Below are 24520 nucleotides of genomic sequence, written 5' to 3'. Positions count from 1 at the left end.
ACATGAAACCTTCCAATAAAAAATTCCAACGAGTTGGATTCTCCACCAAGAATCTCAATTCATCGTTCTAATCTTGCTTCAACTAACATACTTTTGTCCCAACCTCTTTTTATAGCTTGGTAGGCAAGTAGTGCAAATACATATCTAAGCAGTCTTCGTACTGCGACAACACGTCCATTGTTTTTTTATGAGGTTTTGTATAAATAACTGGATAGTCGATTTCACCCCATATAGAATTCACTGGAAAAGCTAATTTTTCTTTTTTCAGCGAAAAGTCAGCCTGCACTCCTTCTTTATTTCCTCTCGCGTCTAATCGAATCCATCTATCTTCACTTTTAATGTAAACTGCATTTAAGGCATGAATACAGTAGCCTGTGTCTATCGTATCTCCAAGTATCAGCCTTTGATAACAAAAGCCTGCAGGAATCCCTTCTGCACGCAGCAAAGCAGCTAATAGATTACACTTGCTGTAACAAATTCCTTCTTTTTCTTTTAAAGCCTCTAAAGCGGTTTTCGTGATGATTTTGCTTTGAATATCCCAGGAATGAGATACTTCATCTCTCACAAACTCATATGCTTTTTTTATATACGCTAGGGAAGAATGAGGCAAGCCGCTTTTGAGTTCACGTACCTTTTGTTGAATCAAAGGATGTGTAAAGTTTACTTCAGGAAGTTCTTGCGTATAGTCTTCTTTTTCCAACGATTCACAAATTAATTTCATTTACTTTTTCCTCCTCTTATATTCACAGTATGTTTTTTTATACATAATATTGAATTTTATTACATATTTTTATATAATGAAAGACCACTTAAACGGAAAACGATAGCAGATACAAGATTGAAAGAGGTTTTGTTTTTGGTGACGTTATTTTTAACAAATGTGCTGCTCGGTCTTTCGATTGCCCTTCCCGTTGGTACGGTGACGATTGAAATGACAAAGCAAGGTTTAAAAAACGGGTTTCTTCACGGATGGGTTGTTGGACTTGGAGGCATGACGGTTGATTTATTACTAATTGTGCTGCTTTACTCTGGACTAGCTTCTTTTTTATCGGCTCCTTTTATCCAGCTTATGATGTGGCTTATAGGGGCACTTTTTCTACTTTATATTGGCTATGACAGCATTAGACACGCGGATCATGACATAACGGATCCTGGAGAACACGTAAAAAAGTCCTTTGCATCTTCTTATGTGAACGGAATCTTTGTTGCCATTTCTCCTAGCAATCTCATTTTTTGGCTAAGCGTGTTTGGAACGGTGCTGACCAACTCGCTTCAATCCTCTCATTCTTTTCATTTCCTGCTGATTGCTGCGGGGATATTAACAGGGATTTTAATTCATGACTTAGGCTTAATGACGATTGTCTCTGGAACTAGAAAAGTGCTGAATAAGATTTATATCAAATGGGTTTCTATTGCAGCTGGATGCATCTTAATTGGTTTTTCATGCTACTTTCTTTACCGGTTTATTGGGAATCTGCGCATGTACTTTTAATGTTTCTACATATTTTATGACTTACTAAATCCCCTCTTTATCTAGTATAGAGAGGGGATTTTTATAATCTAGCAGGGACTATCAGACAAAAAGTTCACAATTTCGTCACATTTCTATTGATTTTTTTCTCTTTTTATACGAAAATATAAAAAAGGGAGGAAATATCATGAAAATCAAAAAAGCACTTCGCATCTTTATTGGATCAAACGTTCTTGTATTATTAACATTCGGCCTTCTTCCAGCACTATTGGTTAACCCTGATATTGACCTAATTCAATCATTTATTAATTATATAGGCAAGGATTAATTCCGCTTTAAATAGTCATAATTTTCAATCTATTATTTCAATAAAAAAAGACAGCGCAGGCTGTCTTTTTTAGTAGGCTTGAGAAAACTTATTTCACGTTTATTTAGTTGAAAACAGCTTTTTAACATCTACTTTTTGATCTTTAGCAATCGTATACGTGGCCTGTTTTTTATCTTCAAAGCTAAACGCTTTTATGTAGTCATTATCGTAAATCGTTAATCCGTACGCATCTTTTCCATTTTCGACGATTTTCACCCAGTAAGCCTGGTCAAATTTTGGGTCGAGCTCCTTGCTTTTTTTTACTTCTAGCTGTGATAAAGAACGTACGATCTCTTTCGTCTTCTTTTTATCGTCTATTACACGTTTCCCTTCGTCTGTATCTATTTCAATACGCGTAACGTTTGCTTGGTCTACTTTTATGACGTCTTTTAATTGATAGGCTTTCCCTGTATATGTAAAGTAAAATACTGCGATAAATAAAAGTGCAGCTATAATAATTGTTCTTTTTTTCAAAAGGAACCTCCTTTTCCATATCACGCTGCATTCAGGTGATACATCTTTTTATTCCTCCAGTTCCGCAGCCTTTTAGTAGAATGCTGCTTCCTACAAGTAAACTATACGTTAATCCCGGAACAGGAAGTACTAACGTTACCATCAACAGTAACATGCCCGTACTTGTAAGAGCTACTCCGGCAGCTCGATTTTTCATTCATTTCACCACCGTTGCTCTGTAAATCTTTTATATAAAGCGATCAAACTATATTTGATTTCTTATTCGCTTATTAGCTATGTACTTTTCGCTTGTAATAAACGAGGGTCCAAAAATATACGCATATTCCTACTAGTAAAATTGTGGCTTCCCAGCCTCTTTCACCGGTTTTAATAAAATCATAGGAGGACCAAATTAACAGCGCTACCGTATAAAATAAAAAGCCGTTTCGCGCCGCTTGCTTAATTTCAAACTTTTCCATTTCATCCGCTTTTTTTACTTTCACATTATCTTCTCCTTTTCAACTAAATCATGATTTTCTAAATAAAAACAGCTCATCTACCGTTGCTCCCAGCTCCTCAGCCAGCTGAAAAGCAAGGGTCAAGCTTGGATCATACTTATTGTTTTCAATTGCATTAATCGTTTGTCTCGATACGCCGCATACTTTTGCCAGTTCGTCTTGAGACATCCGTTTGATTTTACGCAGTTCTTTAATTCGATTTTCCACCATTCATCACTCATCTCTAAAATGTAAAAAACTTTTTACATCCATATCTTATATTATTTTTCTTGTTACTGTCAAATATGTTTGACAAAGTAGAGTCTTTTACATAACTGAAATAGAGGTTAGAACAAGTAGGTTAGTTGAAGGACAATGCGAACGAGTTTGATTAAGAATTCACCTCGTGCTAATTTTTTATGGGTATGGTAAACGTAGGTTTCGTGTATGCAGGTGCTTCTAGCTGATGATTGGAGGGCAAGGCGAAGACTCCTGCGGGAAAAAGCGGAACAGGTGAGACCCCGCAGGAGCGCAAGCGACGAGGAGGCTCAGCGGCCGCCCGCGGAAAGCGAAGCCTTGCACGGAAATCATTAGCGGTGTAACAAGCAATTCATAGTAGTAACATTAAAGCTTCTTACTCATATTAAACCACTGGACGCCTGCATGCTGAGACTCGGCAACGCCTTGATTCACATATTCGTTTTTTTCGTAAAAAGGAATCAATTCTTCTTTGCACGTTAAGGTAATCGTTAAGCGCTGTTTGCTCCGCGCTTGTTTTTCAAATTCTCTTAGCAACTTACTCGCAATTCCTTTGTGATGATGCTTGGGATTTACGACAATCCCTAAAATACTTTGATGACCGCCTGTCTCAGGATTTGAAATCGTTTTTTCAAACAAATCATCCGTGATAAACGGAGCTGAAATGACGGGACCGTTCACATATCCGATTATTTCTTCATTTTCTTGGGCGATGATAAACGTATCAGGAATGGTGTTGATCCGCGTGATAAATGCATCTTTTGAGGCAGCTTCTTCAGGTGTAAAGCCTTTGTTTTCTAACGTAATTAATTGGTTTAAATCTTTTTCATCCACTTGTCTTATAATCATTGGAACGTTTCCTCTCATTATGTATTTCTCTTTTTTCTCTAAAAGCTTCTATTACATATAACTATCTCTTTCTACTATATATAAAAATGCCCAAACAAAAAAGGATTGACCTCTGCATCATACAGAATTCAACCCTACTTCGCTTTTTAATTAACGTCTTGATTATTTGATAAATGCACCAAACGGCTTGCCCACCGGAAGCACAACTCGACCGTAGTGAGTATTTAATACAGCCGCTGCAGATCCATAGAATGAAAACAGAGCAATTAATAGCTCTGAAACTGCTGCTAGTAAGTGCGTGTACTCATATGCCACACCAAATGTACTTAGCGATAATCCAATGAATAAGAAATCGATTAACACAAAAATAATAAATAATACTTTATGAGTGCCCATTGCTCCAACTGTCATAAAAACGCTGAAAATCAAGTAGCCGACAAAAGCAAATGCGAGCTGCTTCGGATCCGCTTCTTTTGCGAGCGCTTCCCCAAATGCTCCAAGCTGAATAAGCCATGTCATAGCTACACCTAGCCAAAATAACCCGAAGGCACCAAAAGCAGTTGCGCCGAAGGTATTATTATGTTTGAAATCTTGCATAGACGCGATTAACTGTCCTATTCCGCCTAAAAAAATCGCCCATGGCAATACCAATGAAACACCATCGGTTACCCCAAGCTTTTGAAACGATGCAACAAGTGTTACCATGGCAAGTCCGAATAGACCTAGCGCTGATGGATCCGCTGTTACAATTTTAACGTGCTGCGTGCTGTTGTTACTCATGTTGTACCTCCCTGATTTTAAAAACACCTTTAAAAAGATACAAAAATGTACGGGAAGTGTCAATGGATATTTTTGGCCTTTTAAAATCCCATAAGACCAAGCAGTGTAGCGGTTACACTGCTTGGTCTTTAATTTCTTATCATTAAACGTTTTGTAATAAATTTTGTCTGGTTTGTTTTGCAGACTCAACCATCACTTTTAAAGCTTCAACCGTCTCGCTGATTCCTCTTGTTTTAAGGCCGCAGTCGGGATTAATCCAAAACAATGCAGGATCAAGTACCTGCAGAGCGCGGTCAATGTTTCGCTGAAGCTCTTCAAGCTTCGGTACGCGCGGGCTGTGGATATCATACACGCCAAGTCCGATTCCTTGATTGTACGTATGTTTTTCAAACGCATAAATTAATTCACCGTGGCTTTTAGACGTTTCAATGGAAATCACGTCGGCATCAAGCGCTTTGATGGCATCAATAATCTCTTCGAATTCTGAATAGCACATATGCGTGTGAATTTGCGTCTCGTTTTGCACCGATACCGTGGCTAGTTTAAATGCATACACCGCAGCGTTTAAGTAGCTGTTCCAGTTTTCTCGTTTTAACGGCAGTCCTTCACGCAGTGCCGGTTCATCTACTTGAATCATTGAAATGCTCTGACTTTCAAGTGCTTCTACTTCTTTTCTAAGAGCAAGCGCAATTTGATTTGCGACGTCATAGCGCGGGATATCATCACGCACAAACGACCAATTTAAAATCGTAATCGGACCCGTCAGCATTCCTTTAACCGGCTTATTTGTTAGAGACTGTGCGTAGACCGTTTCTTTGATCGTCATCGCCTGCTCATACGATACATCTCCGTAAATAAGCGGCGGCTTCACGCAGCGAGAACCGTAAGATTGCACCCAGCCAAACTTCGTAAACTGAAAGCCTCCTAATTTTTCACCGAAGTACTCAACCATGTCCGTACGCTCAAACTCTCCGTGCACAAGGACATCTAAGCCGATGTTTTCTTGAATTTCAATCCATTTTTTTATTTCCTCGTTAATGTACGCTTCATATGCTTCATCGCTTAACTCGCCTTTACGCCACTTTAAACGCTCTTTTCGCACTTCTTTTGTTTGCGGGAAGCTTCCAATCGTTGTCGTGGGAAGAAGCGGCAGTTGAAACGCTTCTTGCTGAACGCGTTGACGTACGTCAAACCGCGCTTGTCGCTCTGCTTTATAGCTGTGCAGCTGCTTCAGCTCTTTTTGCACGTCTTGATGATTTCGAAAAGATGATCCATTTAATGCTTGAATTGCCTGTTTGCTTACGCTTATTTCTTCTTCTATTGCTTCTTTTCCTTGCCGCACCGCTTTTGTTAAAAGCGTGATTTCCTTTAGCTTTTCATCTGCAAAAGACAGCGCATTTTTTAACACTGGCTCAATGGTTTCTTCATTTTTCACCGTAACGGGAACATGTAGTAGACTTGATGAAGGCTGCAGAATCAAACGATCTTTTGATACGGCTTCTTCAATTTCACTGATCGTTAAAAGCTGTTCGTCCAAATTTTCACGCCAAATGTTTCGTCCGTCAATCACTCCCGCTGCCAGCACTTTATCCGTTGGAAAACCATATTTATTAAGCGCAGTGAGATTTTCTCCTCGGTCATGTACAAAATCTAAGCCGATTCCTTCAACAGGAAGAGACACAACTTCTTTATAGTGATCAACGCTGTCAAAATACGTTTGCAAAATGACTTTTACATTCGGTGCCGCTTTTTTCAAAGTTTGATAGACTTCTTTGTACAGCGCCAGGTCTTCTTTTGATAGCGTTGTAGCTAAAATTGGCTCATCTATCTGCACCCACTCTACTCCTTCTGCCTGCAGCTCCGCTAAGATAGTTGCATAAAGCGGAACAAATTGTTTAACTACTTCTTTAAACTCGCTTTTTTTATATCCTTTTGACAGCTTCACAAATGTTACTGGACCTAAGATCACGGGCTTGCCTTCAATATTCAGCTTCTGTTTTGCTTCTTTGTAAAATTGAAGCGGGCGATTTTCTACAAGTGACGGCGTACATTCCTCAAGCTCCGGTACGATATAGTGATAATTTGTGTTAAACCATTTTATCATCGTAGAGGCTACCGCACCTTTTGTTCCTCGGGCGATGTCAAAATACGTTTCAATCGATACCGGCCCTCCGTCATAATCAAAGCGCTTTGGCACTAGACCAAACATAGCGGCTGTATCTAACACGTGATCGTATAAGCTAAAATCGCCGACTGGAATCAATTCAATTCCTGCATCACGCTGTTTTTTCAGATGCCCCAGACGAAGAGACTCAATTTCCTGCAAAAAGATATCTTTCTCTAGTTTTCCTGCCCAAAACTGCTCAAGCGCTTTTTTCCATTCTCGTTTTTCACCAATTCTTGGATAACCTAAGTTTGAACTTTTTACACTGCTCATTTTTTCCACTCCCTGTATATTTTTTATCGGTAAACTAAAAAATCTCTCTTTTCGAAATGAAAAGAGAGATGATACGCATACTTAACTAAAGTTGAGATAGCCTGTTTTTCTCAACACGTATTCCTCACTCCTCTCTATATCCCGTAGAGCTTAAGTGCATACAACAGGCAGGTCTCCTGACTTAGGTTCATCGCTTCCTATCCCTTCCCATTTCAACATGAAACAGTGGTTAATAAGTTGCTCCCCATTACAGTGGCGGGACCGCGCCGGCTTTTCACCGGTCTTCCCTTTTAAGCTGCGTACATTCGTTACACAGCACCTGATGCATTTTTATAAAATTGTTCATTCAAAACATATTCACATAAAATAAAAAGCCTCTCTATCATGAATAGAGAGGCATAGTATCTATGAAATCCTCTCTTATTTTTCAAAGCTGTACGCTTTGCAGGATGTAGCACCTTTTCAACAAGACTGTTAAATGGTTGCCGGGCTTCACAGGGCCAGTCCCTCCGCCTCTCTCAATAAGAGTTTTAATTATTTATAATATTTTGAATGTAGAGTCATCTTAACACCTTACATTTATGTTGTCAAAAGAAATTTCAAAAAAATTAGTTTTTAGGAGGCGTTGACGCTAATTTTTGCCTTAACAATTTGTAATCATCTTTTCGATGTGTTTCGATCAAGTCTTTTGCTCCTTGGTGATATCCTGACGAATAAATGTACTCTACCGCTGTTTCGATAAGCTTTCTCTTTTCCTCAGCACACTCACGATCCATTAAAGGGAACAGTCTACCTAAAAGGTCATTTAAATCTTCCTTAATAAAACGATCAAGTCCTTCTTGCATCTTTTCGTTTGCCATTGTAGCTCCTCCATTTGCTGTGTATGTTCTAAGCCTCTATAAACAGGCATTTCACTGTAAATTTTGAGATAAAGTTAAGTCATTAAACAGTATATCAAGTGAATGTTTTTCTTCAATTACATATGTAATACAAATATATGACAAATATAGAGAATATATCATCATTCATTATCTATTATAACGTTTGACTGAGCCTTCTGCTACAAGGTTTCGTACGGTTTCCCAAAAGAGGTTGAGACATAACGAAATGAATCTAATCTAAAGGCAAATGGGATACATGAGCTGAATCGCTTGTTGCCCCGCAGTTGATTTCCGTGCAAGGCTTCGCCTTGCTCTCCAATCAACTGCTAGAAGAAATGAAACAGCTGAAACCTGCGTTCACCATAAAAAAACGAACCACTAATCAAACACTTTGATTAGTGGTTCGTTTTTCACTTCAGCTAAAATACTTTTATCTCAGCACCTTACAATTAAAACATTTACGACAATCAAACATATTTATTACGCTCAACCGGACTTAAAGAATTTCTTTCAGAACGAGCTGCCATGTCCGTTTCAATTTGCTCTAGGCTGCGTCCTTTTGTTTCAACAACTACAAAACGTATGAAGAATAATCCGAGAATACAAATGATCCCGAACGTTGAAAAGATAACGCCCAAACTAAACTGATCAGCTAAAATTGGGAATACAAGCCCTACTGCAAGCGATCCTGTCCAGTTAAAAGCAGATGAAATCCCAGCACCGATTCCGCGTACAGAAAGCGGGAAAATTTCTCCTACAATGATCCACGTAAGCGGCGCCCAAGAAAACGCATAGCACAGGATAAAGCAGCAAAGTGCAATTAACGTAACCCAGTTCACGACGGATTCATTAACGCCTACTGCTCCAAGAATAGCCGGTGTGAAAAAGGAAAGAGCCATTCCCGCTCCGCCAATTGTAAGAATGGTACGGCGGTTGAATTTATCAACAAACTGCAGAAAAATAAGTGTTGTCACGACAAAGATTACCCCAACAATGACCGTAAAACCAGCAGCTACCTGTGGCGCTAAACCAACTTGACGGGCAATGCTTGTTGCATAATAAACAATTGAGTTTGAGCCTTGAATCTGCTGAAAAGTTGCCATTCCGACACCGATAATTAAAGCTAGACGAAACTTTTTCTGAAACAGCTGTTTAATGCCTGATTGTTCATGCACAGCTACGCTTTCAATTTCAGATACTTCAGCTTCGACTTCAGCTGCTGAGGAACGAAGCGTGCGCAGTACTTCACGCGCTTTATCTGCCATTCCGTTTTTAATTAAGTAGCGAGGTGACTCCGGAAGCTTGATCATTCCGATGCATAAAACGATCGCAAAAATACCGGCACTGCCAAGCATAAGTCGCCAGCTGTTTGGAACCGGCTCAAAAATAAAGGCTACGATATAGCTTAATAATAATCCAATTACAATCATTAGCTGATTTAAACCTGAAAGCTTTCCGCGAATATGTGCAGGTGCGATTTCTGACATATAGGCAGGAACTAACGAAGAAGCCGTTCCTACTGCTGTACCTAAAAAGACGCGCGCAATCGTTAACGTAATTTCCTCTGGTGCAATCGCGGAACCGATGGAGCCTAAAAGAAAGATGATAGACGAAATTAAAATTAACTTTCTTCGTCCAAACTTATCGCCTAATAATCCGCTTAAAATGGAACCGATAATGGCTCCTCCCATTAGCGACGAAACCACAATTCCCAGCCAGAGCGGACTTAAATGAAACGCTTCACGGATATGACCTTCTGCACCAGCAATAATTCCAATATCATAACCGAATAAAATACCGGCAAATGAGCCGAAGAAGAAGATAAACTTACTTGATACTTTACTCATGATTATAGATCCCCTTTGTATTGTCTTAGTTTTGCTCCCTACCACACAAATTTAAAACGCTTTCATTTATTCTTAAAAACGGCGTTCTTTTACTAACGCTATATTTTCACTTCCAAGGAAGCAGCGCTCCCTCGGAAATGTGAATGCTTACTTAATAATGACGTACTCTAGATCAACAAGCTTTGCATAGCTGACGATTTGATCCGTCGTCAAATTTAATGAAAGAACCGTATGATGGCCTCCTCCGTTTTCAATCCACGCTTTAACGCCGTCTTGGAAGTTCGGCTTAATGTTCCAAAGCACGCGCGCTACCGGAAGATTTGGAGCTGGAACTTCCGGCTCAAATGCCGATACTTCGTTAATTAACAGCTTGTAATGCGTACCGAAGTCAGCCATGGAAACGACTACGCCTTCTCCTTGTTTACCGTCAAACACTAAGCGGGCTGGGTCTTCGCGGTTACCAATACCTAGCGGAGAAACGATTAGTTTTGGCTTGTTTACGGCTAGCGTCGGGTCTACTTCAAGCATGTGTGATTGAAGCACTGACTCACGTCCGGGTGCTAATTCATACGTGTAGTCTTCCATAAAGCCCGTTGACTGATTACGGCTCATTACTTTAAGCAAGCGGTCAAGCGCGGCTGTTTTCCAGTCTCCTTCACCGGCAAATCCGTATCCCTGTGCCATCAAACGCTGTACGGCTAGACCAGGAAGCTGTTTCATACCGTATAGATCTTCAAAGTTAGTCGTAAAGGCGCTGTAGCCTCCTTCATCTAGAAAACGTTTAATCGCAATTTCATAGCTTGCCTGTACTTTTACGCTAGACTCCCAGTCTTCTGCAGAATAATCACCGTAGACAAATTCGTACGCGTCGGCATATTCAGCAAACAAATCATTGATTTCTTCTTCTGTAACGGCATTTACATATTGAACAAGGTCACCGATTCCGAAGTAGTCAACCGTCCAGCCAAATTGAATTTGTGCTTCAATTTTGTCTCCTTCCGTTACGCCGACGTTGCGCATATTGTCACCGAAACGCGCAACTTTAATGTTGAAGCTTTCGTTATAAGCAGCGGCCACGTCCATCCACTGTGCAATTTGCTGCTGTACGTCGGGGCGCTCCCAGTAGCCTACTACGATCTTATTTTGCTTGTTCAAACGCGCGTTGATAAAGCCATATTCACGATCACCGTGAGCGGACTGATTCAAGTTCATAAAATCCATATCAATCGTTTCCCAAGGAATGCTTTCGTTAAATTGTGTTGCCAAATGAAGCAGCGGTTTTTGCAGTAGCTTGGTACCGCGAATCCACATTTTTGCAGGCGAGAACGTATGCATCCACGTGATTACACCGGCAACTTCATCTCGGTAATTCACTTCTTTCATCATGCTTGTAATTGTATCAGCACTCACAGCTAAATCTTGCAGAACAATCGGATAAGGCAAGACACCGCTTTCATTTAAAGCATCAGTCATGCTTTGCGCGTGTGCTTTAACTTCTGCTAGTGCTTCTTTTCCGTAAAGATGCTGTGAACCAACAATAAACCAAAATTCTTTTTGAGCTGTTTTTAACATGATAATCCCCTTTTCTGTATGTAAGTCTTTTATTGTCCTTGCCCGTAATACGCATTTTGTCCGTGTTTTCGTAAATAATGTTTGTCTAATATACGCTGCGGCAGCTCTTCAGCCAGCCCGTTTAATTTTTGTGTAAAGAAGTTCATTTTGGATACTTCGTCTAGTACGACGCTGTTCATTACCGCCGATTTGGCATCTTTTCCCCACGTAAACGGCCCGTGCCCTTGAAGTAAAATACCAGGAACCGCTAACACATCTAAGCCGCGCTCTTCAAATGTTTCGATAATCACCTTGCCCGTTTCCACTTCATATCCGTCATTCACTTCTTTTTCGGTCAAAAAGCGTGCGCACGGTACGGAACCATAGAAGGTATCGGCATGAGTCGTTCCCATTGCCTGCACATCAAGCCCTGCTTGAGCCCAAATGGTCGCCCACGTTGAATGCGTATGGGCAATACCGCCAATTTGCGGATAATGTTTATAGAGTACCGCATGTGTCAGCGTATCAGATGACGGATTAAGCTCACCTTCTACCACGCGGCCATCTAAATCAACGACTACCATGTCTTGCGCCGTCATTTTCTCGTACGTCACACCGCTTGGTTTAATCACAAACAAACCGCTGTCTCGATCAATGGCACTTACATTTCCCCACGTGTACTTGACCAGTCCGTGTTTTGGCAAATCGACATTTGCTTGAAATACTTCTTCTTTTAATTTATCTAGCACACTAACTCCTCCCGTTCTTCGCTATGGTGCTCTGCGGCTGCTTTTTCAATCACTAGCCCTTTTTTATATCTTTTAATAAATGCTTCAAATCCTTTTACGTCGAGTTCGTCAGGATAAATTTCTTGTGCGGTCACTTCTTTAAAGACTTTATCATCCAAGAAATCTGCTAAACTTTCATTCTCACTTTTATTGAGCATATAAGAAGAAAGAATAGCCATTCCCCACGCGCCGCCTTCTCCAGCTGTGTCCATGACGGAAACAGGCGTGTTGATTGCCGCTGCCATCATTTTCTGACCGACTACCGGCGTTTTAAATAATCCTCCGTGCGCTAAAATACTGTGAATCTTTACGTTTTCTTCTTTGACTAAAAGATCCATCCCTATTTTTAAAGCGCCAAAAGCTGTAAAAAGATGTGTACGCATAAAGTTTGCTAGATTAAAATTGCTTTTTGCTGAACGGACAAATAGCGGACGGCCACTTTCCACTCCGGTAATATTTTCACCTGAGAAATAGCCGTAGCTTAGCAAGCCCCCTCCATCAGGATCAGCTTCTAGCGCTTTATTTAACATCACTTCGAATAATTTATCCGACTCTACTTTTTGTCCCATCGCCTCCGAAAATTCGCGAAACAATCCGAGCCAGGCGTTTAAGTCGCTTGAGCAGTTATTCGCATGAACCATGGCAACTGGACTGCCGCTTGGCGTAGTAACTAAATCAATTTCTGGATAAACGTTTGCAAGCTTTTTGTCTAGGACAATCATCGCAAAAACGGACGTTCCTACCGAAACATTTCCCGTGCGTTTTCTTACGCTGTTTGTCGCCACCATTCCCGTTCCCGCATCTCCTTCTGGAGGACAAAACGGAATGCCCGGCTGCAAATTTTTTGATTGATCTAAAATACTAGCCCCAATGGCTGTTAATGTACCTGCTTGCTCGCCTGAAGTATGAACTGCAGGCAGAATATCTGATAGTTGCCACGGATATCCTTTGTAAGAAATGAGCTCATCAAACTGCTTCATCATATCTTCACTGTAATTTTGCGTGCGTTCATCAATTGGAAACATTCCCGAAGCATCTCCAATGCCAAGCGATTTACTGCCCGTCAGCAGCCAGTGAATATAGCCGGCTAGCGTTGTTATGTAATGGATGCGCGGCAGATGTTTTTCTTGATTGATAATTGCCTGATACAGATGCGCAATGCTCCATCGTTCAGGAATATTAAATTGGAAATGTTCAGTTAATTCTTTTGCTGCTGCGCTTGTTGTTGCATTACGCCACGTTCGAAACGGAACAAGCAGCTCACCCGTTTTATCAAACGCCATATATCCGTGCATCATAGCTGAAACGCCGATGGAGCCAACTGTTCGAATCGTGATTCCGTAGCTTCGTTCTACTTCTTGCTTCATTTCACGGTAAGCACTTTGCAAACCTGTAATAATATCGAGTAAGTTGTACGTCCAAAAACCGTCTTCTAAGAGATTTTCCCATTCATAACTTCCAGATGCGACCGTTTCAAAGTTTTCATCAATCAGCACCGCTTTAATACGAGTAGATCCAAGTTCAATTCCAAGAGACGTTTTTCCTTTAGCAATTGCTTGTTTTATGCTTTCTTGAGTTGTTTTCACGTTTAATCTCCTTTCTGATAGCTATAAAGATACCTATAGCAGTAAGGAAGCGCTTTCCGTTTTATGTAACGCTGTTTGAATTTGTTAACAACTTAAGTATATTTATTTGTACGTACATTTGTCAACATAAAAATTATATATGCACACAAATATTCAAAACACCCTACTCTTCCCTTCTTGAACTTTTAAAAAGCCGGTATCCAATCCTTAAATCGTTTCCCTTTCGATTAAAAACCAAGGAAATCTTTTCATTTATTCACGTTCATGATAAAATATGTCCATACAAATTTTACACATAAAAAAAGTTGAATGTATACAACTACGAAAGAAGTGAAAACATGAAGCCAAAATATCAGGTGATTATTGAAGATATAAAAAGCAAAATTCTTTCAGGCGATTACAGCATCGGCGAACAAATCCCGACTGAATCGGCCATGCAAGAAACGTATGGTGTCAGCAGACATACGGTTCGAAAAGCCATTTTAGAGCTGTCGAATGAAGGATTTTTAAGAAGCGAAAAAGGATCTGGCACCTATGTGAGCAATCAGTATCAATCCAAATCTAGCGGGGCTTCTGCCAACAAAACAATCGGTGTAATTACCACGTATATTTCCGACTATATTTTCCCTTCTATTATTCGCGGAATTGAAAGCAGATTAAATAAAGATAATTATTCGCTGCTGCTGGCTAGCACGAATAATGATGTGGAACAAGAAAAAAAAGCGCTGGAAATGATGCTTTCCTACGGAGTAGACGGCTTAATTGTTGAACCTACAAAAAGTAATTTGTACAATCCAAACATCTCTTATTATTTATCATTCAAAGAACAAGACGTTCCGTTTACGATGATTAACGCCTACTACGAAGAATTGGACGTTCCGTTTTTTTGTCTAGACGACGTTCAGTCAAGCTACCTTGCCACAAACGAATTAATTTCAAAAGGCCATACACAAATTGGGCTCATCGCAAAAATGGATGACCTGCAGGGAAAGTACCGAATGAAAGGCTACATAAAAGCGCTCGGTGAAGCAAAGCTCCGCTTTCAGCCTGAGCATATTTTGTCTTTTAACACCGAAACAAAGCTCGATTTGTATGCTAATTTAAAAGAGTTTCTCACTGAAAACCAAGACGAAATGACCGCTCTTGTCTGCTATAACGATGAAGTCGGGTTAGAAGTCGTAAATGTATGCAGACAGCTTGGCATTTCTATTCCGGACAAGTTGTCAATTATTGGTCAAGACAATTCGTACATCGCTAAAAATGCGACGATTAATTTAACAACGTTAACACATCCGCAGGAACAAATGGGACACGATGCGGCGGATTGGATCATTAAAAAGCTGCAGGGCAAAAAAGATTTGCCAAACGAAACTTACTATCAGCCTGTGTTAGTTGAAGGAGAAACGATTAAAGAATTAACTGCAAAGCGTGATGAAGTGCGTTGAGAGAAGGCTTCCTTAGAGGTCTATAAAACTTCTTATGAGATAAGGGGATGCACATTATTGCATCCCCTTCTTTATGTAACGATTCCCTTTATAACGGAGCCTGAACGTTGATATATACTCCTTTTTCTATCCTTTGTTTCACTTGCTCTATTACTCTTTTAGCGGTAAGTGATAACTGAGATACAGGAGCCGCTCCCTCTGAACCAATGACGAGAGGATCAACCCAGCGCATTTTTGTCGTTTGGTGAACATCATGACAAGACGCAGTGCCTGTTTCTACTTTGCTGTTAAAAAGAGCAGATAACATCCCTTCAATGCTGCTATCTCCAGCATTTTTCAGCAACCGAACCACATCGTCATCCTGCTTTAAAAAATCTTCTATAGATAAAATATCTTTTTGCAAAGCGAGCTTGATAATTTCCGTCAGCTGATGATTTCCAAACATATTAAGCGGATTCATAAAAAAGCCAATCACTTCTTTGTAGTAAGCATCCACAAACCACTCTGCCGCTGCTAAATTACTGCATGCCATTTGTCCATTAAATACGACAAGCTGATCCGAAAAAGCATGCACTTCTTGTAAAGTAATCTCCCCGCATACGTACAAATCCCGCAGCGTATAATCCACGCGGTCAGCGCATAAGTGCGGAGCGTTCTGTTCGAGCAGCGTCCACTGGCTTTCATCAAGCAAGATATCTCGCCAGTTTAAACCGGCGCTTTTTAAAATAGGAGGAATAGATGACCCGGTCACAATTTGTTCGTAAATCGTTTCATGATAATTTTCTTCTTTTTGTTCCAAAACATAGTCAATCACATGAGAAAATGCCGTATGTGAAACATCATGTAATAAAGCCGCTATTTGCTCTTCCAAAGAGCCTCCTAGCCTATGTACAAGCATCATCGCACCAACGGAATGATCATATCGAGTAGTATTCCATTTTTCATTTACAAACCGGCTCGCTCCGCCTTGATAAATTCCTTTTAAACGCTGTACGGGATCACTTTGAATGAGTTCTAAAAGAACGCCGTCTGCTTCAAATTTCCCGTACAGCTCATCATAAAGTATGAGCATATTTCTCTCTCCTTTTACTAGCTATTTTGGACGTATTTTAATCTAACATGAGACATCGCAGGGTTCCATTTGCCTGTAACTAAAAACGACCTCGTCTTACCAGAGGTCGTTTTTTATTATTCACTTGACGCTTTAATTCGATCAAAATACTGCTTCGCAGGAAGCAAACCAAGATTTTTTTCTTTACGTATATATTTAATAACATCAACGTCTCTTCTGCCATTTCGAATCAAAAGATTGACTTTATTTTCAAAAGCCTCGTCTTTCTCTATTTCTAGCTGCTTCCACTCTTCATCTAAATCACGTTTAGGTGTTTTGAGCAGGAATATCACTAGTATAACAAGAACGCTACTTGTGGTGATATAAAGCCAAAGCCAATCGAGAAACCAGCTGTTAATCACATTCACTATGATAAGAATGGTGAAACAAGAGTATAGCCTTGTTTGATACTTATTAGCTTTTTTTGAATTTGTTTTGCTGAAAAATAACCCCACAGTCAGTCCCCTTTTAGCAATCTATCTGCACGTTTTGTCTATTAATTTCTCTTGTACACGAAATGAATCTACATCATACAAATTACCATTTAACCTAACAAATAGCAATCAAGTTCACCCTATCATACTCTTTATCTCATTGACTACTCATAAAAAATACAGGGCTTTTTGCAAAGCCCTGCACTTTTATATCATATTTAAATAAGATTGAATGCTTTTACCACTTGAGCAACCGCAAACGTAACCCCAATCGCAATCACTGTTGGAATCGCAAAAGCAAGAAACGTCCACTTGACATTTTTGGTTTCTTTATAAATATTCACAAGCGTCGTTCCGCATGGAAAATGCAGGAGCGAAAACAGCATCATATTAAGAGCCGTTAGCCACGTCCAGTGGTGATCAAGGAAAATTTGTTTCAGTCGAGTCGCATCTTCAATTTCAATTAATGAGCCTGTTGATAAATACGCCATCAGTAGAACTGGTACAACAATTTCATTAGCTGGCAAGCCAATGATAAAAGCAGCTAGTATATAGCCGTCTAGCCCCAGCGACTTAGCGAACGGATCAAGAAACTGAACGAAGTGCATTAAAATACTTGTGTCACCGATATAGATATTAGCCAATACCCACGTTAACACCGCTGCGGGTGCTGCAACAATAATTGCGCGTTTTAACACAAACAGCGATTTATCCAGCGTCGCACGCACAATTGTATCTACAAATTTTGGCTTACGGTAAGGCGGGAGCTCTAGCGTATAGTGTGTTGGTACTCCGCGCAGCGCCGTTTTAGACAGTGCCCATGATACGAACAGCGTCACAACAATTCCAAATAACACCGTTCCGACTACCACAAGCGCCGTTACGAAAGTTTTAGCGCTTCCCGTAAAGCCTGTTGCCATAAATAAAGAAGCTAACAAAATCAGCGTAGGCCATCTGCCGTTACACGGAACAAAGTTATTTGTTAAAATCGCCATCATACGTTCACGCGGCGATTCAATAATACGAGTCGACATAATCGCTGCGGCGTTACATCCAAATCCCATCGCCATCGTCAGTGACTGCTTGCCGTGTGCGCCTGCTCGTTTGAACAGACGATCCATATTAAACGCTACGCGAGGCAAGTAGCCGTAGTTTTCTAAAAGGGCAAACACCGGGAAAAAGATGGCCATTGGAGGCAGCATCACGCTAATGACCCATCCGGTACCGCGAAACAGTCCTAGTACAAGAATTCCGTTCAGCCATTCCGGCGCATGCATCGCTTGAAAGAAAGCTGTTAAATACCCTTCCGCCCAGCCAAATCCTTGTGCGATTAACCCAGAAGGAACGTTTGCGCCGGCTATGGTGATATAAAAGATGACCGATAAAATGCCAAGCATAATCGGAAAGCCCCAGATTGGTGAAGTGAAGACTTTATCTAGCTTTTCTGTGCGCTGAAGCTTTGAGCGGTCTTCGTACACCACTGATTTTTTACATATTTGCTGTGAAGACTGATAAATACTTGCGACCATATTTGAACGATGATCTTTTTCTTTTTCCTGCTGGGCATAGCGCGTTAATTGTTCCATGGCTAATGAGTTTTCAGGAGTTAACGGATTTCCCATATGCGCTGTTCCTCCTTTCTGTGTGACTGATGTCTTGCTGACGCTGCTGAATCGTTTCTAAAAATGACGTGTCTCCATCAAGAACCCGTAAAGCAATCCAGCGCAGAGGAAATTGATTTCCCACAATAGAAGCGACTTGAGGTTCTAGCTCCTTTAGTGACGCTTCAATTTCTTTTGTGTACTGCACCTGGTAAGGATTAAGCTTTACTTGCCCTCGCACGACTCCTTCAATCGCATCTAGCAAATTTGTAATCCCTTTTTTATTGCGAGCTGATATAGGCACAACCGGTACGCCTAACGATTCAGCGAGCTTTTTTTCGTTAATTACAATTCCTTTTTTCTTTGCTTCATCCATTAAGTTCACGCAAATCACGACGTTTTCCGTCATTTCCATTACCTGCAGCGCTAGATTAAGATTTCGTTCCATCGCCGTTGCATCCACCACAACAACCGTCACGTCAGGTCTTTCAAATAAAATATAGTCACGCGCTACTTCTTCATCCGCCGAGTTTGAATAAAGTGAATACGTTCCAGGCAAATCGACGATTGTGTAGAGCTGCTGGTGATGTTCAAACGTCCCTTCTGCTTTGGCCACGGTTTTTCCCGTCCAGTTTCCCGTATGCTGCTTAAGACCGGTTAATCCATTAAATAACGTACTTTTTCCTGTGTTCGGATTTCCCGCTAATGCAATACGATACTTACTCATCGTCGTCACCTACTTTTTTCACATAAATTTTTGAGCTTTCTTCTTTTCTGAGACCAATCGTTGTATGACTGACTTGATAAGCAACAGGATCTCCTAACGGGCTTTTTTGAAGCACTTTGATAATTGCTCCTGGAATAAATCCTAAATCTAACAAGCGTCGCTTTAAGGCACCTTCGATTTCGATTCGCTCTAGCTGTACCGTTTCACCTGTCGTAAATGTAGACAATGGATAATTATTTACACTAGCCATCTATTTTTCGTCCCTTCTCATTTTTTACCTAAGGTTATGTTTTTTTCATCAGACCAACTTTTAAGGTAAAAAAATATGCTCGTTGATTTTTAATAGGGTATTCTGCTGGTGCAGAAAAATGAACATGTCAGCATCATTTATTTAAAATTTTCAGTTTTCACTTGTCATGATACCGAAAGTTTACCACAGGAAACTTTTTTAGTCTAGGGTAAAATACTGTGTTTTTTCTTATTTCTACTGAAGGCATAAAGTGCGCCGATCTATTTTATTTAATCATTTAATAAGAGGAATCAAGTCGAAAAATAATTTAGTAAAAACGAATTGATAAAAGTGAAAAACTGTAAAAATATGCTATACTAGTGAATGGGTTTTTTTGAAAATAAAGTATTGATTAGTTTTAAAACCTACAAAAATCACTTTAGGGGGCTTTTATGAAAAGGTTCAAAAGGGTTAGCGCAGTTGTTTTAGGTTTGGCTTTGTTATTCTCACCGCTTGCTCCGCAAACAGTTGCAGAAGCAAAAGTCGTGTGGGGGAATCAGGAACTGGTTAAAGGGCAAATAGGACGCGTTACCGTTTTAAAGAACACGAATCTTTACAACATTAAAAACAACAAGTTAGTAGCAGCTAGAAAAGTGACAAAAGGGCAAGTATTTCGCGTGTATTCTGAGTCAAGTAAATTTGGTGGTCTGTATGGGGTATCAAAGGGTACCTATGCTCAAAAGTCATCAAGTATTAAGTATGAAAAAGCGCCTAGTGACAAAATTCAAGCATTAGGAGTAACGGTTACGAAGAAATCTTTAGCAAGCAACATTAGCTATCCGCAGGTATCCGGCCTTATCAATAAACCATTTGAGGCTAGCTATAATCGAAAGTTTTTAAACATTGCTAAGGAAGCACAAAAAGAACATAACGAACTAAAAGAACAAGAGAAGGAAGACCGCAAAAACGGTTGGGCACCAGGTCCTTATTCTCGTAATATGACATACTCTGTACCTTACAACCAAGATAATATTTTAAGTGTTGCTATTACGAATGATGCGTACGCTGGCGGCGCTCACGGCAACACTTGGATTGATACTTATAACTACGATTTGTTAAAAGCTCGACAAATTAACTTAAAGGATATTATTAACAATAACACTAAGTTAAATAAAGTTAATAACTATATTCGCAATGAAATGATCGCTCGTAATAAAAAAGGTGCTCAATTCTGGGTTAATGAATTTAAGTCTGTAAACTTAAAAGAAGATCAGTTTTACTACACAAGTGGCGGAATTGCCATTATATTTGGTGAGTATGAGTACGGCCCGTATTCTAACGGCATTCATACGTTTAAAATTCCTTCCAGCGTTTATAAATAAGATAGTCGTACAGAAAAACATAAAAAAAGAAGCATGCGAACCATCAGTTTACATGCTTCTTTTTCTTTTTTTCTGCAGAATAAGCGGAGCAAAAAAGAAAGGTAAGCCCTATTCCGCTTCTTATAGCCTAGGAAAAACCGCTTTTAGAAGTATTTTTATAGCGCTTGAAAAAGTGAAATGGTCAAAACTAACGTCAGCAAGGAGCCTGCGGATGTTAACATCATTATCTTTCGGTTACTCTGATTTTTTTCAGGTTTTAAAAACTCTTGAATGGCTACAAACCAGATAACAAAAGTGATTAAAGAAAGTATCCCCATAGACATACGAGCATCTCCATTCATATATGTATTTAAATTTTTAACGCATCTAACCAACAAACTTTCCAGACCAAGTTACTAAAATAAATGCCACTCCTCATCCAATATTAACATAAAATCCCATAATCCTTTAATGCATTGTGTAAAACCATAATATTTTAAAAAACAGGCCCTTTATAAAACACTCTTTTGAACTGAAAATAGACATACAGCTGTCTTTGTCTATTCTCCATTTTACAAATGATATACTTATTTATAGAAAAACCTCTCAGATCTCATCAAATACTTACTCTATTTTCAGAGAAAGAAAGCTTACATTGTGAGGAGGAAACGACATGATTAAAAAATTAGACCATTTTGTACTAACGGTAAAAGACGTTGAAAAAACCATTCACTTTTATACGGTTATTTTAGGCATGCAAAAAGAAACATTCGGAGAAGGAAGAATAGCGCTTCGTTTTGGTGAACAAAAAATAAACTTACATCAAGCGGGCCATGAATTTGAGCCAAAAGCAAAGCACCCTCTTCCGGGTTCCGCTGATTTATGTTTTATTACAGAAGAAAAAATCGAAAGCGTAATTAGTCATTTACAAAAACATGATGTAGAAATTGAAGAAGGACCCGTTAAACGAACAGGTGCCGTAGGTCCGATCGTTTCTGTTTATGTAAGAGATCCTGATCACAATTTGATTGAATTATCCAATTACGTAGATTAAAGCAACCCTATAAAAAGAGAATGCACGAGGCATTCTCCTTCACATGGCTATATAAGCCGCTTCTTCAACTATAAGCTTTACTCTTTAGACTTACCTACCTCTACCTTTTTCGTAAACATTTTCATGTCACCGTCTACCGTAACGTGAGCGGTAATCATATATTCGCCGTCTTCTTTAAACGTATAGTCCGTGCTGTATACACCTTTTCCTTCATGCGGTGCTTTTGTCATTTCTTGATTGATGTAGCCTTCTTTTTCAACTTGGAACTGCACGTCATCGGCGTTTTCCACTTTTTTATCTCCTTGCGTCACAAGGACTTTAAGCTTGACTTGTTCATTTGCTTGAATTGATTCCGGTACTTCAATCGTTCCTTTTACTTCTTTTGAACGTGAATCATTTGCCTTTGAACAGCCTACTATAGCTATCATTAAAACGAATAATACGATGCTGAGTTTTTTCATTATGTTGTTCTCCTTTGTTATGTAAATGTGAAGTCTTCCTGCAATTTCATATTATACCCATTTATCCGGTAAAAAGAGAAAAAATGCTTATTGTCCACATAAAGTTCTTATTTCTACAGTAGCTTTTGCATCTTTTCATTTCTCTACTCGCCCTTCGCTTCACAAAAAAAGCTGAAGAAGCTTATTGCCTTCTCCAGCTTTGCCTTTATCTCTGCGGTTCTTCTAACGTGTACGATGAGAGTGCGTTTTCTACCCATCTTACAAAATCTTTGCTTGCTCCCCAATCAATATTTAATATTCCTTCTGCGCTTCCTGAAGGAATACACTTTACTTTGTTTGGACCGGACACATTTTCTAAAATAATCGTTAGTGATCCCCTGCCGCCGGTGCGGAAAAAATAGCGTTCAAACACAAGCGTACACATCTGCTTACCGTCTCCGAGATCATAATATTCCTTGTATAATAAGTCACTTTCGGAATTATTTGCGTTCACAAGCTTCTTTGCTCCATCAAAAGGAAGCAGCGTCGTTTTAAACTCAATTACTTTTTCCATCACTCAATCCCCTTTCTATCGCAACAGATATGTACTACTTCTCTTTTTCCCACTAAAAAACCTGCCGCTTCTCTTTATGTACAATATGGTACAATAGAAGAAAAAGAATTGTTTGAACGGAAAAAGGAGCATGCAACCTCTATGAATACACGAGATCAACTTATCCAAAATGTGGTTTCCACGATGCGAAACCAAACGAAAAAAATGCAGCTATCGGTTATCCCCACTTTAAAATCATATATTCCTTTAAATGAATTTTTAGCGCTTCGCCTGCTGTATAAAGAAGGCAATCATATCGTTTCTGAGATTGCAGAGCATATGCACATCTCAAACAGCAGCATGACGTGCGTCAGCGACCGTCTCATGGAAAGAGAATTTGTCACGCGCGTACGCAGTCAAAAAGACCGCCGCGTTGTCTACTTATCCATTACGGATAAAGGAAAAGCGTTTGCAGAAGAAATGGAAAAAGTACTCACCCAAGAATATGGTGAAAAGCTTAGCCATTTTACGGATGAAGAATTACAGACGTTTCTTCGCTTGTTAAATAAAATGGATATCTAATACAAAACCAGATGCACGCTAAGCAGGCATCTGGTTTTTATTTTGGTTAGTTGTTGTTTACCTTCAAATTAAAGGCGTCTGAAGTTAAATCTTTTGACCAGCCTTTTTCATGATCACTTACATATGGAATAAATCTAAGCATAATGACGTCTTTATCATTTCGGTACTCTTCGTCCATCTCTATCACTGTGTCTGTACCTCCTCCACTGCCGCTTTCAGAAAGATTTCTTCCGTTTTGGTCTTTTATGTCTACACCGACATCCGTTCCGCCTCGGATACTTCCTTTTGATGCTGCAAACGTATAGTGCATTTTAATAGAAACAGGCGATACGCGAACTTCTTTGATCGACAATACGCCTTCTATTCCATTTTCTTTAATCGGAATTTCCTTGTTTAACGGATACACTTTAGTATCAGCGATGATTTTCGAGCCGTTTACGCTAGTGTGTACCGTCCAATTCCCTTTAATTTCTCCGTACGAATCCCGATAGTTTCCGCTTTTCGTCTGACCAGGATTTTTTTCAAATTCGAGGCTTGTGAACTGCGCGCTGATTTGATAGTTTTTGTTTGAATCAATATGATCTAGCACGTTGTAGCCTTCCACATCGATTTTCCCGTCTCCGTTCGTGTCCGCTTGCGTTAGTTTTAAAGCGTACAGATAGTTCCAGCTTCCGTCTTTATTTTTAATGGTTTCATTTGTAATGCTTGAAGCAGAATCAAAAAACGACATATTGCCAATTTTCACGCGCAGCTCTCCCGGTCGAATTGGGGTGTTTTGGTTAAGTCCTAGTGCGGTTCGCCTAAATTCATCTGCGCTGATCGTCAGCCCAAGCAGCACCTGTCCGTCATCAAGCATTAGTTCATTTACTTTTACTTCAATACCTTGGTCCGTTGCCGTTTCATTTACCGCTTTTTTATAGCTGCTCAAGCTGCCTTCAGGCTTGTTCATAAGCAGCTCAATTTGCTGGCCAAGTTGCTGACTGATTCGCACAGCCGATGCCCATACCGTTTCGTTTTTTATCATTACAGTCGTCACGGCAAGCAGCAGCACCGCAGCGGCAATCAACGGACGCGCTTTTTTCTGCGCCGGCTTTATTTCACGTTTTAAACGTTTTTTCATTCGCTTTTTCTCGTTTGCCGTTAGCTCGATTTCTTCATATTCATCAACATCTACAGAAGATCCGTTTAATAAGTCATATTGATTTTTCATCTTTGTCC

29 protein-coding genes and 2 riboswitches are annotated in these 24520 nt (G+C 39.8%); of the genes, 7 read left to right on the top strand and 22 right to left on the bottom strand.

Translation table 11 applies throughout. The annotated features are described in order from the left end of the window. Positions 1 to 109 precede the first annotated feature (109 nt). A complete protein-coding gene (locus MMB69_RS06965) occupies positions 110 to 721 on the bottom strand; it encodes a transglutaminase-like domain-containing protein (protein ID WP_277447451.1) in 612 nt (203 codons plus the stop codon). A gap of 138 nt (positions 722 to 859) precedes the next feature. On the opposite strand from MMB69_RS06965, the gene MMB69_RS06960 reads away from it, so the two are divergent. Both MMB69_RS06960 and MMB69_RS06955 read left to right on the top strand, forming a co-directional pair. After that, positions 860 to 1492: a LysE family translocator gene (locus tag MMB69_RS06960; protein WP_277448049.1), complete on the top strand. Its 633-nt coding sequence runs from the start codon at positions 860 to 862 to the stop codon at positions 1490 to 1492. 166 nt (positions 1493 to 1658) lie between these two features. After that, entirely contained in the window at positions 1659 to 1799 is a 141-nt protein-coding gene (locus MMB69_RS06955) for a hypothetical protein (RefSeq protein ID WP_013058226.1), read from the top strand. A 99-nt stretch (positions 1800 to 1898) separates the two neighbouring features. Here the strand turns inward: MMB69_RS06955 and MMB69_RS06950 are convergent, their stop codons facing one another. The 4 genes from MMB69_RS06950 to MMB69_RS06935 form a co-directional block, all read right to left on the bottom strand. Beyond that, a complete protein-coding gene (locus MMB69_RS06950) occupies positions 1899 to 2312 on the bottom strand; it encodes a DUF5301 domain-containing protein (RefSeq protein WP_277447449.1) in 414 nt (137 codons plus the stop codon). A 31-nt stretch (positions 2313 to 2343) separates the two neighbouring features. Beyond that, the gene (locus tag MMB69_RS06945) at positions 2344 to 2508 is read right to left on the bottom strand and encodes a hypothetical protein (RefSeq protein ID WP_013084226.1); all 165 of its coding nucleotides are present in this window, start codon (positions 2506 to 2508) and stop codon (positions 2344 to 2346) included. Between the two features lie 73 nt (positions 2509 to 2581). After that, the gene (locus MMB69_RS06940) at positions 2582 to 2794 is read right to left on the bottom strand and encodes a hypothetical protein (protein WP_028414716.1); all 213 of its coding nucleotides are present in this window, start codon (positions 2792 to 2794) and stop codon (positions 2582 to 2584) included. Between the two features lie 24 nt (positions 2795 to 2818). Beyond that, the gene (locus MMB69_RS06935) at positions 2819 to 3019 is read right to left on the bottom strand and encodes a helix-turn-helix transcriptional regulator (protein ID WP_129703309.1); all 201 of its coding nucleotides are present in this window, start codon (positions 3017 to 3019) and stop codon (positions 2819 to 2821) included. 239 nt (positions 3020 to 3258) lie between these two features. Between MMB69_RS06935 and MMB69_RS06930 the strand changes: the two genes are divergently transcribed. Then, positions 3259 to 3390 carry a hypothetical protein gene (locus MMB69_RS06930; RefSeq protein ID WP_259345520.1) on the top strand — a complete coding sequence of 44 codons (132 nt, stop codon included), beginning with the start codon at positions 3259 to 3261 and terminating at the stop codon, positions 3388 to 3390. Between the two features lie 22 nt (positions 3391 to 3412). Here the strand turns inward: MMB69_RS06930 and MMB69_RS06925 are convergent, their stop codons facing one another. The 8 genes from MMB69_RS06925 to MMB69_RS06890 form a co-directional block, all read right to left on the bottom strand. Next, a complete protein-coding gene (locus tag MMB69_RS06925; RefSeq protein WP_277447448.1) occupies positions 3413 to 3913 on the bottom strand; it encodes a GNAT family N-acetyltransferase in 501 nt (166 codons plus the stop codon). Between the two features lie 144 nt (positions 3914 to 4057). Continuing rightward, positions 4058 to 4675, bottom strand: a complete 618-nt coding sequence (locus tag MMB69_RS06920; protein WP_013058231.1) for an acetate uptake transporter — start codon at positions 4673 to 4675, stop codon at positions 4058 to 4060. Between the two features lie 142 nt (positions 4676 to 4817). Beyond that, entirely contained in the window at positions 4818 to 7112 is a 2295-nt protein-coding gene (metE, locus tag MMB69_RS06915) for a 5-methyltetrahydropteroyltriglutamate--homocysteine S-methyltransferase (RefSeq protein WP_277447445.1), read from the bottom strand. 149 nt (positions 7113 to 7261) lie between these two features. Then, a riboswitch (cobalamin riboswitch) is annotated at positions 7262 to 7450 on the bottom strand. A gap of 79 nt (positions 7451 to 7529) precedes the next feature. Continuing rightward, a riboswitch (SAM riboswitch) is annotated at positions 7530 to 7640 on the bottom strand. Positions 7641 to 7720: 80 nt separating this feature from the next. Beyond that, entirely contained in the window at positions 7721 to 7972 is a 252-nt protein-coding gene (locus MMB69_RS06910) for a hypothetical protein (RefSeq protein ID WP_057273687.1), read from the bottom strand. A 488-nt stretch (positions 7973 to 8460) separates the two neighbouring features. Beyond that, a complete protein-coding gene (locus tag MMB69_RS06905) occupies positions 8461 to 9840 on the bottom strand; it encodes a sugar porter family MFS transporter (protein WP_269871894.1) in 1380 nt (459 codons plus the stop codon). 147 nt (positions 9841 to 9987) lie between these two features. Continuing rightward, positions 9988 to 11412 carry an L-arabinose isomerase gene (araA, locus tag MMB69_RS06900; RefSeq protein WP_269871895.1) on the bottom strand — a complete coding sequence of 475 codons (1425 nt, stop codon included), beginning with the start codon at positions 11410 to 11412 and terminating at the stop codon, positions 9988 to 9990. A 29-nt stretch (positions 11413 to 11441) separates the two neighbouring features. Beyond that, a complete protein-coding gene (locus MMB69_RS06895; RefSeq protein ID WP_013058237.1) occupies positions 11442 to 12140 on the bottom strand; it encodes an L-ribulose-5-phosphate 4-epimerase in 699 nt (232 codons plus the stop codon). Further along, entirely contained in the window at positions 12134 to 13765 is a 1632-nt protein-coding gene (locus MMB69_RS06890) for a xylulokinase (RefSeq protein ID WP_277447442.1), read from the bottom strand. Before MMB69_RS06890 ends, MMB69_RS06895 begins: the two co-directional genes overlap by 7 nt. A 338-nt stretch (positions 13766 to 14103) precedes the next feature. Between MMB69_RS06890 and MMB69_RS06885 the strand changes: the two genes are divergently transcribed. Further along, positions 14104 to 15210: a GntR family transcriptional regulator gene (locus MMB69_RS06885; protein WP_277447441.1), complete on the top strand. Its 1107-nt coding sequence runs from the start codon at positions 14104 to 14106 to the stop codon at positions 15208 to 15210. An 88-nt stretch (positions 15211 to 15298) separates the two neighbouring features. On the opposite strand, the gene MMB69_RS06880 is transcribed toward MMB69_RS06885, so the two are convergent. From MMB69_RS06880 to MMB69_RS06860, 5 genes are all read right to left on the bottom strand, one after another. Beyond that, positions 15299 to 16282: an HD domain-containing protein gene (locus tag MMB69_RS06880; RefSeq protein ID WP_277447440.1), complete on the bottom strand. Its 984-nt coding sequence runs from the start codon at positions 16280 to 16282 to the stop codon at positions 15299 to 15301. 116 nt (positions 16283 to 16398) lie between these two features. Then, positions 16399 to 16776, bottom strand: a complete 378-nt coding sequence (locus tag MMB69_RS06875; protein WP_221785350.1) for a hypothetical protein — start codon at positions 16774 to 16776, stop codon at positions 16399 to 16401. Positions 16777 to 16973: 197 nt separating this feature from the next. Then, a complete protein-coding gene (locus tag MMB69_RS06870) occupies positions 16974 to 18341 on the bottom strand; it encodes a nucleoside recognition domain-containing protein (protein ID WP_481861880.1) in 1368 nt (455 codons plus the stop codon). 13 nt (positions 18342 to 18354) lie between these two features. After that, positions 18355 to 19083, bottom strand: a complete 729-nt coding sequence (locus MMB69_RS06865; protein WP_277447438.1) for a FeoB small GTPase domain-containing protein — start codon at positions 19081 to 19083, stop codon at positions 18355 to 18357. Then, complete coding sequence (locus MMB69_RS06860) at positions 19076 to 19333, bottom strand: FeoA family protein (RefSeq protein ID WP_013084241.1); 258 nt, start codon at positions 19331 to 19333, stop codon at positions 19076 to 19078. Before MMB69_RS06860 ends, MMB69_RS06865 begins: the two co-directional genes overlap by 8 nt. 431 nt (positions 19334 to 19764) lie before the next feature. Between MMB69_RS06860 and MMB69_RS06855 the strand changes: the two genes are divergently transcribed. After that, positions 19765 to 20694, top strand: coding sequence for a DUF3298 and DUF4163 domain-containing protein (locus tag MMB69_RS06855; protein ID WP_264408214.1), 930 nt, complete (start codon positions 19765 to 19767; stop codon positions 20692 to 20694). 155 nt (positions 20695 to 20849) lie between these two features. On the opposite strand, the gene MMB69_RS06850 is transcribed toward MMB69_RS06855, so the two are convergent. Beyond that, positions 20850 to 21017: a hypothetical protein gene (locus MMB69_RS06850; protein WP_277447436.1), complete on the bottom strand. Its 168-nt coding sequence runs from the start codon at positions 21015 to 21017 to the stop codon at positions 20850 to 20852. A gap of 329 nt (positions 21018 to 21346) precedes the next feature. On the opposite strand from MMB69_RS06850, the gene MMB69_RS06845 reads away from it, so the two are divergent. After that, positions 21347 to 21727, top strand: coding sequence for a VOC family protein (locus MMB69_RS06845; RefSeq protein WP_221785347.1), 381 nt, complete (start codon positions 21347 to 21349; stop codon positions 21725 to 21727). 77 nt (positions 21728 to 21804) lie between these two features. Here MMB69_RS06845 and MMB69_RS06840 read toward each other — a convergent pair whose 3' ends face one another. Further along, on the bottom strand, positions 21805 to 22188 hold the full coding sequence (locus tag MMB69_RS06840; protein WP_028414740.1) for a FixH family protein: 384 nt from the start codon (positions 22186 to 22188) through the stop codon (positions 21805 to 21807). 205 nt (positions 22189 to 22393) lie between these two features. Next, positions 22394 to 22741 carry a DUF6054 family protein gene (locus tag MMB69_RS06835; protein ID WP_028409537.1) on the bottom strand — a complete coding sequence of 116 codons (348 nt, stop codon included), beginning with the start codon at positions 22739 to 22741 and terminating at the stop codon, positions 22394 to 22396. 141 nt (positions 22742 to 22882) lie between these two features. Here MMB69_RS06835 and MMB69_RS06830 point away from each other — a divergent pair, with 141 nt between their 5' ends. Next, positions 22883 to 23302, top strand: a complete 420-nt coding sequence (locus tag MMB69_RS06830; protein ID WP_154990043.1) for a MarR family winged helix-turn-helix transcriptional regulator — start codon at positions 22883 to 22885, stop codon at positions 23300 to 23302. Positions 23303 to 23348: 46 nt separating this feature from the next. On the opposite strand, the gene MMB69_RS06825 is transcribed toward MMB69_RS06830, so the two are convergent. Continuing rightward, the gene (locus MMB69_RS06825; protein ID WP_277447434.1) at positions 23349 to 24512 is read right to left on the bottom strand and encodes a DUF4179 domain-containing protein; all 1164 of its coding nucleotides are present in this window, start codon (positions 24510 to 24512) and stop codon (positions 23349 to 23351) included. Positions 24513 to 24520 lie beyond the last annotated feature (8 nt).

Source organism: Priestia sp. P5, from assembly GCF_029522155.1.
Lineage (GTDB): Bacteria > Bacillota > Bacilli > Bacillales > Bacillaceae_H > Priestia > Priestia megaterium_E.
The sequence above is the reverse complement of the archived record's forward strand: the minus strand, read 5'-3'. Positions and strand labels throughout refer to the sequence as shown.

What these genes read in the sequence shown, in the direction of transcription:
- MMB69_RS06825 (WP_277447434.1), bottom strand. Translation starts at nt 24,512, where the DNA reads ATGAAAAATCAATATGACTTATTAAACGGATCTTCTGTAGATGTTGAT.
- MMB69_RS06870 (WP_481861880.1), bottom strand. Translation starts at nt 18,341, where the DNA reads ATGGAACAATTAACGCGCTATGCCCAGCAGGAAAAAGAAAAAGATCAT.
- MMB69_RS06935 (WP_129703309.1), bottom strand. Translation starts at nt 3,019, where the DNA reads ATGGTGGAAAATCGAATTAAAGAACTGCGTAAAATCAAACGGATGTCT.
- MMB69_RS06945 (WP_013084226.1), bottom strand. Translation starts at nt 2,508, where the DNA reads ATGAAAAATCGAGCTGCCGGAGTAGCTCTTACAAGTACGGGCATGTTA.
- MMB69_RS06850 (WP_277447436.1), bottom strand. Translation starts at nt 21,017, where the DNA reads ATGTCTATGGGGATACTTTCTTTAATCACTTTTGTTATCTGGTTTGTA.
- MMB69_RS06845 (WP_221785347.1), top strand. Translation starts at nt 21,347, where the DNA reads ATGATTAAAAAATTAGACCATTTTGTACTAACGGTAAAAGACGTTGAA.
- MMB69_RS06860 (WP_013084241.1), bottom strand. Translation starts at nt 19,333, where the DNA reads ATGGCTAGTGTAAATAATTATCCATTGTCTACATTTACGACAGGTGAA.
- MMB69_RS06910 (WP_057273687.1), bottom strand. Translation starts at nt 7,972, where the DNA reads ATGGCAAACGAAAAGATGCAAGAAGGACTTGATCGTTTTATTAAGGAA.
- MMB69_RS06855 (WP_264408214.1), top strand. Translation starts at nt 19,765, where the DNA reads ATGAAAAGGTTCAAAAGGGTTAGCGCAGTTGTTTTAGGTTTGGCTTTG.
- MMB69_RS06835 (WP_028409537.1), bottom strand. Translation starts at nt 22,741, where the DNA reads ATGGAAAAAGTAATTGAGTTTAAAACGACGCTGCTTCCTTTTGATGGA.
- araA (WP_269871895.1), bottom strand. Translation starts at nt 11,412, where the DNA reads ATGTTAAAAACAGCTCAAAAAGAATTTTGGTTTATTGTTGGTTCACAG.
- MMB69_RS06965 (WP_277447451.1), bottom strand. Translation starts at nt 721, where the DNA reads ATGAAATTAATTTGTGAATCGTTGGAAAAAGAAGACTATACGCAAGAA.
- MMB69_RS06880 (WP_277447440.1), bottom strand. Translation starts at nt 16,282, where the DNA reads ATGCTCATACTTTATGATGAGCTGTACGGGAAATTTGAAGCAGACGGC.
- MMB69_RS06955 (WP_013058226.1), top strand. Translation starts at nt 1,659, where the DNA reads ATGAAAATCAAAAAAGCACTTCGCATCTTTATTGGATCAAACGTTCTT.
- MMB69_RS06905 (WP_269871894.1), bottom strand. Translation starts at nt 9,840, where the DNA reads ATGAGTAAAGTATCAAGTAAGTTTATCTTCTTCTTCGGCTCATTTGCC.
- MMB69_RS06830 (WP_154990043.1), top strand. Translation starts at nt 22,883, where the DNA reads ATGAATACACGAGATCAACTTATCCAAAATGTGGTTTCCACGATGCGA.
- MMB69_RS06840 (WP_028414740.1), bottom strand. Translation starts at nt 22,188, where the DNA reads ATGAAAAAACTCAGCATCGTATTATTCGTTTTAATGATAGCTATAGTA.
- MMB69_RS06885 (WP_277447441.1), top strand. Translation starts at nt 14,104, where the DNA reads ATGAAGCCAAAATATCAGGTGATTATTGAAGATATAAAAAGCAAAATT.
- metE (WP_277447445.1), bottom strand. Translation starts at nt 7,112, where the DNA reads ATGAGCAGTGTAAAAAGTTCAAACTTAGGTTATCCAAGAATTGGTGAA.
- MMB69_RS06865 (WP_277447438.1), bottom strand. Translation starts at nt 19,083, where the DNA reads ATGAGTAAGTATCGTATTGCATTAGCGGGAAATCCGAACACAGGAAAA.
- MMB69_RS06920 (WP_013058231.1), bottom strand. Translation starts at nt 4,675, where the DNA reads ATGAGTAACAACAGCACGCAGCACGTTAAAATTGTAACAGCGGATCCA.
- MMB69_RS06925 (WP_277447448.1), bottom strand. Translation starts at nt 3,913, where the DNA reads ATGAGAGGAAACGTTCCAATGATTATAAGACAAGTGGATGAAAAAGAT.